Raw genomic sequence first — 13,811 nt, forward strand, 5'->3', positions numbered from 1 at the left:
CGAAGTACGACCGCGCAGCAGTTATATCAGGCCTGCCACGCCCTTACAACACCCGTTAATGGTGGCAGACCCAATCAACCATCTAAATTAGCTATACAAAAAAAGGCTGGCAAGTCCGAAATAGCCTGCCAGCCCTGTTTTTATTAGCGCTATTTGCGCGAGGTCACTATTTTGCGGTTACAACCTGCATTCCAGACGGTTCGTTTTGCAGAGCAAGCGTCAGAACTTCCTCAATGCGCTTCACAGGATGAATATCCAGATCGGCAATCACGTTGTCCGGAATTTCCTCCAGGTCACGTTTATTTTCGAACGGAATTAAGACCGTTTTAATCCCGCCGCGATGCGCCGCCAACAGTTTTTCTTTCAGGCCGCCGATCGGCAACACCTGACCACGCAGCGTGATCTCACCGGTCATTGCCACATCTGCGCGCACCGGATTACCGGTCAGGCAGGAAACCAGCGCGGTACACATCGCGATACCGGCGCTTGGACCGTCTTTCGGCGTTGCGCCTTCCGGCACGTGAACGTGGATATCGCGTTTTTCGTAAAAGTCCGGATTAATACCCAGTTTTTCCGCGCGCGCACGCACCACGGTCAGCGCCGCCTGAATGGATTCCTGCATCACTTCACCGAGCGAGCCGGTGTAGGTCAACTTGCCTTTGCCCGGGACGCAGGCGGTTTCGATGGTCAACAGATCGCCGCCCACTTCCGTCCACGCCAGCCCCGTCACCTGACCTACGCGGTTTTCGCTATCCGCGCGGCCATAATCAAAGCGCTGCACACCGAGGTAGTCGTGCAGATTATCGCCGTTAATTTCGATATGTTTTAACGACTTATCGAGCAACAGTTGTTTAACCGCTTTGCGGCACAGTTTGGAGATTTCACGCTCCAGACTACGCACGCCCGCTTCACGCGTGTAATAGCGGATAATACCGATAATCGCGCTATCGTCGACCGTCAGTTCGCCTTTCTTCAGCGCGTTACGCTCGATCTGCTTCGGCAGCAGGTGACGTTTAGCAATATTCAGCTTCTCGTCTTCGGTATAACCGGACAGACGGATCACTTCCATACGATCCAGCAGCGGCGCCGGAATGTTCATGGAGTTGGAAGTGGCGACGAACATCACATCGCTGAGATCGTAATCCACTTCCAGGTAATGATCGCTGAACGCCACGTTCTGCTCCGGATCCAGCACTTCCAGCAGTGCGGAAGCCGGATCGCCGCGCATGTCAGAAGACATTTTGTCGATCTCATCGAGCAGGAACAGTGGGTTTTTAACCCCCACTTTGGCCATTTTTTGGATCAGTTTACCCGGCATAGAGCCAATGTAAGTCCGGCGATGACCGCGGATTTCCGCTTCATCACGCACGCCGCCCAGCGCCATACGGATGTATTTACGCCCTGTTGCTTTAGCGATGGACTGGCCCAACGAGGTTTTACCTACCCCCGGCGGCCCCACCAGACACAGGATCGGCCCCTTGATTTTATTTACACGGCTTTGAACCGCGAGATACTCAAGGATGCGGTCTTTCACGCGCTCCAGACCATAATGGTCAGTATCGAGGATTTCCTGCGCCTGACGCAGGTCTTTTTTGACCTTGCTACGCGCATTCCACGGCACCTGCACCATCCAGTCGATGTAGCCGCGCACCACGGTCGCTTCCGCCGACATCGGAGACATCATTTTCAGCTTCTGCAGTTCCGCTTCCGCTTTCTCTTTCGCCTCTTTCGGCATTTTCGCCGCGTCGATCTTACGCTTCAGCGCTTCGTTTTCGTCCGGCGCGTCGTCCATCTCGCCAAGCTCTTTCTGAATCGCTTTCATTTGCTCGTTCAGATAGTACTCGCGCTGGGATTTCTCCATCTGCTTTTTCACGCGGTTGCGAATGCGTTTCTCAACCTGCAGCAGATCGATTTCAGATTCCATCATCGCCATCAGATATTCCAGACGTTCGTTAACGTCGGACATCTCCAGTACGGACTGTTTATCCGCCAGTTTCAGCGGCATATGCGCGGCGATGGTGTCAGCCAGACGTGCAGGGTCGTCAATGCTATTGAGTGACGTCAGCACTTCCGGCGGAATTTTTTTGTTCAGCTTGATGTAGCCTTCGAACTGGCTGATAGCGGTACGCACCAGCACTTCTTGTTCACGCTCATCAATGGCTGGCGAATCAAGGTACTCCGCCTTCGCGGAGAAATGTTCGCCGTTGTCAGACAGCGCGGAAATACGCGCGCGCTGTAACCCCTCGACCAGCACTTTTACGGTGCCGTCAGGCAGTTTCAGCATCTGCAAAATAGAGGCCACGGTCCCGACGGTGAAAAGATCGTTTACACCCGGCTCATCCGTCGATGCTTCCTTCTGGGCGACCAGCATGATTTTTTTATCATGGTCCATAGCCGCTTCCAGACAACGGATAGATTTTTCCCGCCCTACAAATAAGGGTATGACCATGTGCGGATAAACCACCACATCGCGCAAGGGCAATACGGGGATTTCAATGCGTTCAGAACGCTCAGGATTCATAGAGCTCTCTCTTAGTTTAGTGTCCGCCAGGTAATCAGATAGTATAGCTGTGCTCCATACCACCTATAACATGTACGTCAGTATATGGGGATGTTTCCCACACATTCAACGGCGTGTTTACAGGAAAAACGAAAGGGGAGATAAAATCCCCCCTTTTTTGGCTAACTGATTGTATGAATGTTTAATTATTCGCCAGAAGCCTGCGCTTCCGGTTTGCCGTAAATCAGCAACGGCTTACTCTGACCGGCAATAACGGACTCGTCGATCACCACTTTTTCGACGTCTTCCATAGATGGCAAATCGTACATGGTATCCAGCAGCGCCGCTTCGACGATAGAACGCAGGCCACGGGCGCCGGTTTTACGCGCCATTGCTTTCCTGGCGATAGCGTCCAGCGCTTCGTCACGGAATTCCAGATCGACGCCTTCCAGGTTAAACAGCGCCTGATACTGCTTGGTCAGCGCATTTTTCGGCTCTTTCAGGATTTGAATCAGCGCTTCTTCGCTGAGTTCATTCAGCGTCGCTACCACTGGCAGACGACCGATAAACTCAGGAATCAGACCAAATTTGATCAAATCTTCCGGTTCAACCTGCGACAACAGCTCGCCTTCGCTGGCTTTGTCGGACTTCGCTTTCACCGTCGCGCCAAAACCAATGCCGGAGCCGGTTTCAACACGGTTAGCGATCACTTTATCCAGACCGGCAAACGCGCCGCCGCAGATAAACAGAATCTTAGAGGTATCTACCTGTAAGAACTCCTGCTGCGGATGTTTGCGACCGCCCTGCGGTGGAACCGCGGCGACGGTGCCTTCGATCAGTTTCAGCAACGCCTGCTGTACGCCTTCGCCGGAAACATCGCGGGTAATGGACGGATTGTCTGATTTACGCGAAATCTTATCGATTTCATCAATGTAGACAATCCCACGCTGCGCTTTTTGCACGTCGTAGTCGCATTTCTGCAACAGTTTCTGAATGATATTCTCGACGTCTTCACCAACGTAACCCGCTTCGGTTAGCGTGGTCGCATCCGCCATAGTGAACGGCACATCCAGCAAGCGCGCCAGCGTTTCCGCCAGCAGCGTTTTACCGGAACCGGTCGGTCCAATCAGCAGAATGTTGCTTTTACCTAACTCGACGCCATTGCTGGTATCGCCGTTACGCAGACGCTTGTAGTGGTTATAGACCGCCACCGCCAGCACTTTTTTCGCCTGCTCCTGGCCGATAACGTAATCGTCCAGGTGGGTACGAATTTCATGCGGCGTCGGCAGCGCACTACGTTCACGGTGCGGAGCAACTTCTTTAATTTCTTCGCGAATAATGTCGTTACATAAATCGACGCATTCGTCGCAGATATACACGGATGGACCGGCAATCAGCTTGCGCACTTCATGCTGGCTTTTGCCGCAAAAAGAGCAGTACAACAATTTGCCCGAGCCATCTTTGCGTTTATCTGTCATGAGTCAAAACCTCTTCTTTGTTCTTTGTGCCGCACACGACGACGCAAATGCCATTCTCAGGCGCAAGCCGCTAATCAGCGTTGTGCCGCCCTTCATTAGTATATACACAAAATCATTCGAGCTACATCAAGGCGGCAACTCGTCGACTCTGCAGGCGCTTACATAAGTAAGTCACTGGGAGGCGCGCTGGCAGCCAACACCGAGGTAGCGTGAAGGATGAAGTGTATAGCGGCACACTTGCGTCCAGGGCATCAATTACGATGGGTCAAAATTGAGTCAACCAAACCGTACTCTACCGCTTCAGGCGCGGAGAGGAAGCGATCGCGCTCAGTATCACGTTCAATCTGCTCAAGAGATTGACCCGTATGATGCGCCATAAGTTCATTCATGCGCCCTTTTACTTTCAAAATTTCGCGGGCGTGAATTTCAATATCCGTCGCCTGGCCCTGGTAGCCGCCCAGCGGCTGGTGGATCATGACGCGAGAGTTCGGCAAGCAGAAACGTTTGCCTTTCGCCCCGGCAGTCAGCAGAAACGCCCCCATAGAGGCCGCCTGTCCCATACAAATGGTGCTGACGTCTGGCTTAATAAACTGCATGGTGTCATAGATGGACATCCCCGCAGTAATTACGCCGCCAGGAGAATTAATGTACAGATAGATATCTTTTTCCGGGTTTTCCGCTTCCAGGAACAGCATCTGCGCCACGATCAGGTTAGCCATATGGTCTTCGACCTGGCCGGTCAGAAATATGACGCGTTCCTTAAGTAGACGAGAATAGATATCAAAAGAGCGCTCACCGCGTGAGGTCTGTTCAATGACCATCGGCACCAGCGCCATATGAGGGGCCAAATTATCTCGTTCTCCGCTGTATGACATTTCCGTCTCCTGGATAAAAATTGAAAAAATCTGCTGTACTGATTGTAACCTGATGGACGGATTATCAGCCAGTCCCTCTGTAATGGGTACGGCATCGCCATAATTCAAGCATAACAATCTTTTGCTCTAACGCTAACACTGAAACGCGGTTTTCGCACCCTTACCATGCAAAATACGTGACAAAAAAAACCCGTCACTGAAAGGTGACGGGTTTTTGTGCAAATTTCGTGCTTTTAACGCGAAAAATTACGCCTGCTGGTTCATCAGCTCATTGAAGGAAGTGGCTTTTTCAGACACTTTCGCTTTTGCCAGAACCGCTTCAACAGCCTGTTCTTCCAGAGCGACGTTACGCATATTGTCCATCAGCTCTTTATTTTTGCTGTAGAACTCAATCACTTCTTTCGGATCTTCGTAAGCAGACGCCATCTCTTCGATCAGGCCTTTAACGCGTTCTTCGTCCGCTTTCAGCTCGTTGGTACGAATGACTTCGCCGAGCAGCAGACCGACAACTACACGACGCTTAGCCTGTTCTTCGAACAGTTCGCGCGGCAGCTCCAGAGCCTGTTTCTCGTTACCACCAAAACGCTGCGCAGCCTGACGACGCAGAACGTCGATTTCGCTGTCGATCAGCGCAGACGGTACGTCGATGTCGTTAGCTTTTACCAGACCTTCGATCGCCTGAGACTTAACGCGGTTACGCACCGCGCCTTTCAGCTCGCGTTCCATGTTTTTACGTACTTCAGCGCGCAGACCGGCTACGGAACCATCTTCAACGCCGAAACGTTTGATGAATTCTTCGGTCAGTTCCGGCAGTTCGCGTTCTTCAACTTTCTTCAGGTTGATAACGAACTTAGCCGCTTTACCTTTCAGGTTTTCAGCGTGGTACTCTTCCGGGAAGGTCACGTCGATAGTGAACTCTTCGCCAGCTTTGTGGCCTTTAACGCCGTCTTCAAAGCCCGGAATCATACGACCCTGGCCCATCGCCAGAACGAAATCGGTCGCTTTGCCGCCTTCGAACTCTTCGCCGTCTACAGAGCCGGTGAAGTCGATGGTCACGCGGTCTTCCGCATCAGCAGCGCCGTCTTTTTCTTTCCAGGTCGCCTGCTGCTTACGCAGGGTGTCCAGCATCACATCAACGTCAGCGTCGGTGACTTCAACAACCGGCTTTTCAACTTCGATGGACTCGAGGCCGGTCAGCTCAACTTCCGGATAGACTTCAAACTCGACGGAGTAAGTGAAGTCTTCACCCACTTTGTATTCGCCCGGAACATAGTTCGGCGCGCCTGCCGGGTTAATTTTTTCTTTGATGATCGCGTCAACGAAGTTGCGGCTCATCAGATCGCCCAGCACGTCCTGGCGAACAGAAGCGCCATAACGCTGAGCGACGATATTCATCGGTACTTTGCCTTTACGGAAGCCGTCAATACGTACTTTTTTCGCTACGTTGACCAGCTCGCTTTTTACAGCGGTCTCGATGCTGTCAGCAGCGATTGTAATCGTTACACGGCGGCCAAGGCCCTGAGTGGTTTCAACTGAAACTTGCATCTTGTTACCTCAAAAAATCACAGTGCTCGGTCAACTCTACTCCGCAAGCACGTGCTATTTGCTTCGCGGAACCGGGATGTTCTCGTAATCAATCACATTCCCTGTCGTCAGAATCATCCCGAAGACGTTCATATATAAGACGGCGCATTATAGCGGCATCACTTTTGTGAGTCGAGAACGGTGATTGTGCGATGCTGCGGCGGTTTTCACAATTCTCGGCTAATTTTTGTCTGAATACTGTACGACACGCTCAAAATTCAGACAAAACAAAACGGCCCGCAGGCCGTTTTCACATAATTCTGTAGCAACATACTGGAAAAGCGGAGGTAGTTGCAAATCCGTTTTGCTACGCGATGCTTCCCGCGCCGCGACAAGGAGGCGACGCGAAGATAGTATCCTGCAATCCTTCCCACTCTTTGAGGGTATAAGTATGCAGTGCCAGCGCATGTACGGTTGTGGAAAGTTCCGCCGTTAACGTACCGTAAATCATCCGATGACGATTAAGAAAACGTTCGCCTGTAAAGCGATCGCTCACCAGCACGACCTTAAAATGGCTTTCCGATCCTGCTGGAACATTGTGACGATAGCTTTCATCCACAACTTCGAGAAACACGGGGTCGAACGCTGTCCTTAATTTTTCTTCTATTTGCTCACGTATCATCATGAAAATCTCCTCCGACAACGCTGTGATGTCACCCATCCCTTTAAATACTAGCCGCTTTTACCGTTTCCATTACAGCATGACAACAAAAATTTAGCTTTCGTCTGATTATTTCAGCCAAACGTATGAAGTTTACTGCCTTAATCATTCTTTTAGCGCTCAAAATCCCCGCTCGCGCCGTTATCAATACCAAATCGGACATTACGACGAATTTACCTGCGTTGACCACTTCCCCTCGCCGTTAGCGGTGTTATGATGGCGGGAATTTTTACCTATCACGTTTTAAGCGTCATTGAGAGCCTGAATATGTTAAAAAAACTTCTCTTTCCGTTAGTCGCTCTGTTTATGCTGGCAGGATGCGCCACACCGCCGACGACCATTGACGTCGCGCCGAAGATCACCTTGCCACAGCAGGACCCGAGCCTGATGGGCGTCACCGTTAGCATTACCGGCGCGGACCAACGCCAGGATCAAGCGTTAGCGAAAGTCACGCGTAACAACCAGCTGGTAACGTTAACCGCCTCCCGCGATTTACGCTTCCTGTTACAAGAAGTCCTGGAAAAACAGATGACGGCGCGGGGCTATATGATCGGGCCTAACGGCGCGGTTAATCTGCAGATAATTGTTAACCAACTGTATGCTGATGTTTCCCAGGGCAGCGTGCGCTACAACATCGCGACCAAAGCGGATATCGCGATTATTGCGACCGCGGCAAATGGCAGCAAGATGACCAAAAACTATCGCGCCAACTACTCTATTGAAGGGGCGTTCCAGGCCTCTAACCAGAATATTGCCGACGCAGTGAATAGCGTTCTGACCGATACCATTGCTGATATGTCTCAGGACACCAGTATTCACGATTTTATCAAGCAAAACGCCCGTTAATAGCAACAACAAGACCCGGCAGAAGCCGGGTCTGTAGATGCCTATGTCAAGTCAATATTTACGTATTTTCCAGCAACCGCGCTCAGCCATTCTGCTGATATTGGGTTTTGCCTCCGGTCTCCCGCTGGCGCTCACCTCCGGTACGCTACAGGCGTGGATGACCGTCGAGAATATCGATCTTAAAACGATTGGCTTCTTCTCGCTGGTTGGTCAGGCCTATGTGTTTAAGTTTCTCTGGTCCCCGCTGATGGACCGCTACACGCCGCCTTTTTTAGGTCGTCGTCGCGGTTGGTTACTCGCCACCCAACTGTTGTTACTGGCGGCGATTGCGGCGATGGGCTTTCTTGAACCCGGCACGCAGCTACGCTGGATGGCGGCGCTGGCGGTGGTGATTGCTTTTTGCTCCGCCTCGCAGGATATCGTGTTCGACGCCTGGAAAACCGATGTTTTACCCGCAGAAGAACGCGGCGCTGGCGCGGCAATCAGCGTGCTTGGCTACCGGTTGGGGATGCTGGTTTCCGGCGGACTGGCGCTATGGCTGGCCGATCGCTGGCTCGGCTGGCAGGGCATGTACTGGCTGATGGCGGCATTGTTGATCCCCTGCATTATCGCCACCTTACTGGCGCCGGAACCGACCGATACTATCCCGTCCCCGAAATCGCTGGAACAGGCCGTCGTCGCGCCGCTACGCGATTTCTTTGGCCGTAATAACGCCTGGCTGATTTTACTGCTCATTGTGCTTTATAAACTGGGGGACGCCTTCGCTATGAGCCTGACCACCACCTTTTTGATTCGCGGCGTCGGCTTTGACGCTGGTGAAGTTGGCGTGGTCAATAAAACGCTGGGCCTGTTGGCAACGATCGTCGGCGCGTTATACGGCGGCATATTAATGCAGCGTCTTTCGCTGTTTCGCGCGCTGCTGATTTTCGGCATTTTGCAAGGCGCGTCCAACGCCGGTTACTGGTTGCTCTCCATTACCGATAAAAACATGTTCAGCATGGGCGCGGCGGTCTTTTTCGAAAATCTGTGCGGCGGGATGGGTACTGCCGCCTTTGTCGCCTTATTAATGACGCTATGTAATAAGTCGTTTTCCGCAACACAGTTTGCCCTACTGTCGGCCCTCTCCGCAGTAGGCCGCGTTTATGTTGGTCCTGTAGCGGGCTGGTTCGTTGAAGCGCACGGCTGGCCGACATTCTACCTCTTCTCGGTTGTCGCCGCCGTTCCCGGGCTGTTACTGTTGCTGGTCTGTCGGCAAACGCTGGAATATAGCTGGCAGAGCGAGCGTTTCATTCCCCGCACGCAATACCGTGGCGCCTACAATTTCGCGCTTTCAATCCTGCTCGCGGGCGTCGCTTTGCTGGCGGTATGGGTACTCCTGCTGACCATGAACGCGGTGGATTACACTAACTTCTCATTCCTGCCCGAATTGCTTGAGACTGCGGTAGTGGTTGCCGTGTGCGGCATTGTCTTTGGCGGGTTGCTGGACTACCTGGCGCTACGAAAAACACGCCTGCTGTAAAACATTATTTGCCGTTGTAATAACGACCCGGAATTATAACGGCTAAATAACCATCAATTGATAAAAAATATATTTGTCTTTTTGTGCGCAACAGAATTTTGGAAATTATTGGTAATTTCTACGCTACCTATTTTCTTTACACGATTCAGCCGATTAAATTTAAATTTCTGCCGTTGATTGTCCTTTTATTGATAATAAATTGTTAAGTAATTGTTTTATTTTTACATTGGTTATACCAATTATCCCTCAACATCCCACTTACAGACCTCATCCGTTATAACGCAAAGTTTCAACAGTGTCTTAAAGTTATTTCGACATACTTGGCAACATATGTGACATGCGCGGCAGAACTTGGTAACACAGAACCAATCATGTTTACAGTAATGTAACCTTACCGTAAAATGCCCCTACACTTTAAACGCCACCAGGTCCCGTGGAATTGAGGTCGTTAAATGAGACTCAGGAAATACAATAAAAGTTTGGGATGGTTGTCATTAATTGCAGGCACTGCATTACTCAGTGGCTGTAATTCTGCGCTGCTGGATCCCAAAGGACAGATTGGACTGGAGCAACGTTCGCTGATACTGACGGCATTTGGCCTGATGTTGATCGTCGTTATTCCCGCCATCTTGATGGCTGTTGGTTTCGCCTGGAAGTATCGTGCGAGTAATAAGGATGCGAAGTATAGCCCGAACTGGTCACACTCCAATAAAGTGGAAGCCGTGGTCTGGACGGTGCCTATCTTAATCATCATTTTCCTTGCCGTACTGACCTGGAAAACCACGCACGCGCTTGAACCAAGCAAGCCGCTGGCGCATGACGAAAAACCGATCACCATCGAAGTGGTTTCCATGGACTGGAAATGGTTCTTCATCTATCCGGAGCAGGGTATCGCCACCGTCAACGAGATCGCCTTCCCGGCGAACACGCCGGTTTATTTCAAAGTGACCTCCAACTCCGTGATGAACTCCTTCTTTATCCCGCGTCTGGGTAGCCAGATTTATGCCATGGCCGGTATGCAAACACGTTTGCATCTGATCGCCAACGAACCCGGAACCTACGATGGCATCTCCGCCAGCTATAGCGGCCCGGGCTTCTCTGGTATGAAGTTTAAAGCTATCGCCACCAAAGACCGCGCAGAATTCGACCAATGGGTCGCAAAAGCGAAGCAGTCTCCGAACACCATGAATGATATGGCGGCGTTCGAGAAAGTGGCTATGCCAAGCGAGTACAACAAGGTGGAATATTTCTCCAGCGTGAAACCAGATTTGTTCAAGGACGTTATTAACAAATTCATGGACCACGGTAAGAGCATGGACATGACCCAACCTGAAGGTGAGCACAGCTCGCATGAAGGAATGGAAGGTATGGACATGAGCCACGCGGAATCCGCCAACTCCAAGGGTTGAGGAAGATAAGATGTTCGGAAAATTATCACTGGATGCAGTACCGTTCCATGAACCTATCGTCATGGTAACGATCGCTGCAATTATCGTCGGGGGACTGGCGATACTGGCAGCGATTACTTACTTCGGTAAGTGGACCTACCTATGGAAAGAGTGGTTAACGTCAGTTGACCATAAACGCCTCGGCATCATGTATATCATCGTCGCGATTGTGATGCTGTTACGTGGTTTCGCCGATGCCATCATGATGCGTAGCCAGCAGGCACTTGCCTCCGCAGGCGAAGCGGGTTTTCTACCGCCGCACCACTACGATCAGATCTTTACCGCTCACGGCGTAATCATGATCTTCTTCGTGGCGATGCCCTTCGTTATCGGTCTGATGAACCTGGTGGTTCCGCTGCAGATCGGCGCGCGCGACGTTGCGTTCCCTTTCCTGAACAACCTGAGCTTCTGGTTCACCGTTGTCGGCGTTATCCTGGTTAACCTCTCGCTGGGCGTGGGTGAATTCGCGCAGACAGGGTGGCTGGCTTATCCGCCGCTATCGGGAATAGAGTACAGTCCCAGCGTCGGGGTCGATTACTGGATATGGGCGTTGCAACTCTCGGGTATTGGTACGACGTTAACCGGTATCAACTTCTTCGTGACGATCCTGAAGATGCGTGCGCCGGGTATGACGATGTTCAAGATGCCGGTCTTTACCTGGGCCTCTTTGTGCGCCAACGTACTGATCATCGCCTCTTTCCCGATTCTGACGGTTACCGTCGCGTTGCTGACCCTGGATCGCTATCTGGGCACCCATTTCTTTACCAACGATATGGGCGGCAACATGATGATGTACATCAACCTGATTTGGGCCTGGGGCCATCCGGAAGTGTACATTCTGATTCTGCCGGTCTTCGGGGTATTCTCCGAAATCGCAGCGACCTTCTCGCGTAAGCGTCTGTTCGGCTATACCTCGCTGGTTTGGGCGACCGTCTGTATTACCGTACTGTCGTTTATCGTTTGGCTGCACCACTTCTTCACGATGGGCGCAGGCGCGAACGTTAACGCCTTCTTCGGTATCACCACCATGATTATCGCCATCCCGACCGGGGTGAAGATCTTCAACTGGTTGTTCACCATGTATCAGGGCCGTATCGTCTTCCATTCCGCAATGATGTGGACCATCGGCTTTATCGTGACCTTCTCGGTCGGCGGTATGACCGGCGTGCTGCTGGCGGTACCGGGCGCGGACTTCGTCCTGCACAACAGTCTGTTCTTGATTGCGCACTTCCATAACGTGATCATCGGCGGCGTAGTGTTTGGCTGCTTCGCGGGTATGACCTACTGGTGGCCGAAGGCGTTTGGCTTCAAGCTGAACGAAACCTGGGGTAAACGCGCCTTCTGGTTCTGGATTATCGGTTTCTTTGTAGCCTTTATGCCGCTGTATGTACTGGGCTTCATGGGCATGACCCGTCGCCTTAGCCAGCAAATTGATCCGCAGTTCCATACGATGCTGATGGTTGCCGCCGCCGGCGCCGCGCTGATTGCGCTGGGTATCCTGTGTCAACTGATTCAGATCTTCGTTTCTATTCGCGACCGCGATCAGAACCGCGATCTGACCGGCGACCCATGGGGTGGCCGTACGCTGGAGTGGTCAACCTCGTCTCCGCCGCCGTTCTATAACTTTGCCGTTGTGCCGCACGTTCACGAACGTGACGCCTTCTGGGAAATGAAAGAAAAAGGCGAAGCGTACCAACAGCCTGGACAGTATGAAGAGATTCATATGCCGAAAAATAGCGGTGCCGGTATTGTTATCGCCGCCTTCGCAACGGTATTTGGCTTCGCCATGATCTGGCATATCTGGTGGCTGGCGATAGTGGGTTTCGCAGGCATGATCATCAGCTGGATTGTAAAAAGCTTTGATGAAGATGTGGATTACTACGTGCCGGTCCCGGAAGTCGAAAAACTGGAAAACCAGCATTTCGATGAGATTACTAAGGCAGGGCTGAAAAATGGCAACTGATACTTTAACGCACGCGACTGCCCACGCGCACGAACACGGGCACCATGACGCAGGCCAGAACAAAATCTTCGGATTTTGGGTCTACCTGATGAGCGACTGCATTCTGTTCTCTATTCTGTTTGCTACCTATGCCGTTCTGGTGAACGGCACCGCTGGCGGCCCGACAGGTAAGGACATTTTCGAACTGCCGTTCGTTCTGGTTGAAACCTTCCTGCTGTTATTTAGCTCCATTACCTACGGCATGGCGGCGATCGCTATGCACAAGAACAACAAGAGCCAGGTTATCTCCTGGCTGGCGTTGACCTTCTTGTTCGGTGCCGGATTTATCGGGATGGAACTCTATGAATTCCATCACCTGATTGTTAACGGTATGGGCCCGGATCGCAGCGGCTTCCTGTCTGCGTTCTTCGCGCTGGTCGGCACGCACGGTCTGCACGTCACTTCCGGTTTGATCTGGATGGCGGTGCTGATGGTGCAAGTTGCCCGTCGCGGTCTGACCAGCACTAACCGTACCCGCATCATGTGTCTGAGCCTGTTCTGGCACTTCCTGGATGTGATTTGGATTTGCGTATTCACTGTTGTTTATCTGATGGGGGCGATGTAATGAGTCATTCTACCGAGAGCGGCGGCGCATCCCACGGCAGCGTAAAAACGTACATGACCGGCTTTATCCTGTCGGTCATCCTGACGGTTATTCCATTCTGGATGGTGATGACCGGCGCTGCCTCTCCGGCCGTTATTCTGGGATCTATCCTGGCAATGGCAGTGGTGCAGATTTTGGTGCATCTGGTGTGTTTCCTGCACATGAACACCAAATCTGATGAAGGCTGGAACATGACGGCCTTCATCTTTACCGTGCTGATCATCGCCATCCTGGTTGTGGGCTCCATCTGGATTATGTGGAACCTCAACTACAACATGATGATGCACTAAGAGC

At 51.8% G+C, this 13,811-nt stretch carries 11 protein-coding genes; 6 read left to right on the forward strand and 5 right to left on the reverse strand.

Annotated elements, in window-relative coordinates:
• Positions 1-166: 166 nt before the first annotated feature.
• From lon to bolA, 5 genes are all read right to left on the reverse strand, one after another.
• Complete coding sequence (gene lon / locus QEN31_RS17230) at positions 167-2,521, reverse strand: endopeptidase La (protein ID WP_001067723.1); 2,355 nt, start codon at positions 2,519-2,521, stop codon at positions 167-169.
• Between the two features lie 185 nt (positions 2,522-2,706).
• The gene (gene clpX, locus QEN31_RS17235; RefSeq protein ID WP_000130314.1) at positions 2,707-3,978 is read right to left on the reverse strand and encodes an ATP-dependent protease ATP-binding subunit ClpX; all 1,272 of its coding nucleotides are present in this window, start codon (positions 3,976-3,978) and stop codon (positions 2,707-2,709) included.
• 251 nt (positions 3,979-4,229) lie between these two features.
• Entirely contained in the window at positions 4,230-4,853 is a 624-nt protein-coding gene (gene clpP, locus QEN31_RS17240) for an ATP-dependent Clp endopeptidase proteolytic subunit ClpP (protein WP_000122257.1), read from the reverse strand.
• Between the two features lie 246 nt (positions 4,854-5,099).
• A complete protein-coding gene (gene tig, locus QEN31_RS17245; RefSeq protein ID WP_001198406.1) occupies positions 5,100-6,398 on the reverse strand; it encodes a trigger factor in 1,299 nt (432 codons plus the stop codon).
• Positions 6,399-6,744: 346 nt separating this feature from the next.
• Positions 6,745-7,062 (reverse strand): transcriptional regulator BolA, encoded by a 318-nt coding sequence (gene bolA, locus QEN31_RS17250; RefSeq protein ID WP_000973433.1) that lies wholly within the window; start codon positions 7,060-7,062, stop codon positions 6,745-6,747.
• Positions 7,063-7,365: 303 nt separating this feature from the next.
• Here bolA and QEN31_RS17255 point away from each other — a divergent pair, with 303 nt between their 5' ends.
• The 6 genes from QEN31_RS17255 to QEN31_RS17280 all read left to right on the forward strand — a co-directional run bounded on the left by QEN31_RS17255 (position 7,366) and on the right by QEN31_RS17280 (position 13,807).
• Positions 7,366-7,944: a lipoprotein gene (locus tag QEN31_RS17255; RefSeq protein WP_001537832.1), complete on the forward strand. Its 579-nt coding sequence runs from the start codon at positions 7,366-7,368 to the stop codon at positions 7,942-7,944.
• 43 nt (positions 7,945-7,987) lie between these two features.
• Positions 7,988-9,463, forward strand: a complete 1,476-nt coding sequence (ampG, locus tag QEN31_RS17260) for a muropeptide MFS transporter AmpG (RefSeq protein ID WP_000098481.1) — start codon at positions 7,988-7,990, stop codon at positions 9,461-9,463.
• 452 nt (positions 9,464-9,915) lie between these two features.
• Positions 9,916-10,872: a cytochrome o ubiquinol oxidase subunit II gene (gene cyoA, locus QEN31_RS17265; protein ID WP_001239448.1), complete on the forward strand. Its 957-nt coding sequence runs from the start codon at positions 9,916-9,918 to the stop codon at positions 10,870-10,872.
• Positions 10,873-10,882: 10 nt separating this feature from the next.
• Positions 10,883-12,874: a cytochrome o ubiquinol oxidase subunit I gene (gene cyoB / locus QEN31_RS17270; protein WP_000467158.1), complete on the forward strand. Its 1,992-nt coding sequence runs from the start codon at positions 10,883-10,885 to the stop codon at positions 12,872-12,874.
• Positions 12,864-13,478 (forward strand): cytochrome o ubiquinol oxidase subunit III, encoded by a 615-nt coding sequence (locus QEN31_RS17275; protein ID WP_000179833.1) that lies wholly within the window; start codon positions 12,864-12,866, stop codon positions 13,476-13,478. The genes cyoB and QEN31_RS17275 overlap by 11 nt, the downstream gene beginning before the upstream one ends.
• Complete coding sequence (locus QEN31_RS17280; RefSeq protein WP_000019878.1) at positions 13,478-13,807, forward strand: cytochrome o ubiquinol oxidase subunit IV; 330 nt, start codon at positions 13,478-13,480, stop codon at positions 13,805-13,807. The genes QEN31_RS17275 and QEN31_RS17280 overlap by 1 nt, the downstream gene beginning before the upstream one ends.
• Positions 13,808-13,811: the final 4 nt, after the last annotated feature.

Source organism: Salmonella sp. SA15303 (assembly GCF_029962125.1).
Classification (GTDB): Bacteria; Pseudomonadota; Gammaproteobacteria; order Enterobacterales; family Enterobacteriaceae; genus Salmonella; species Salmonella enterica.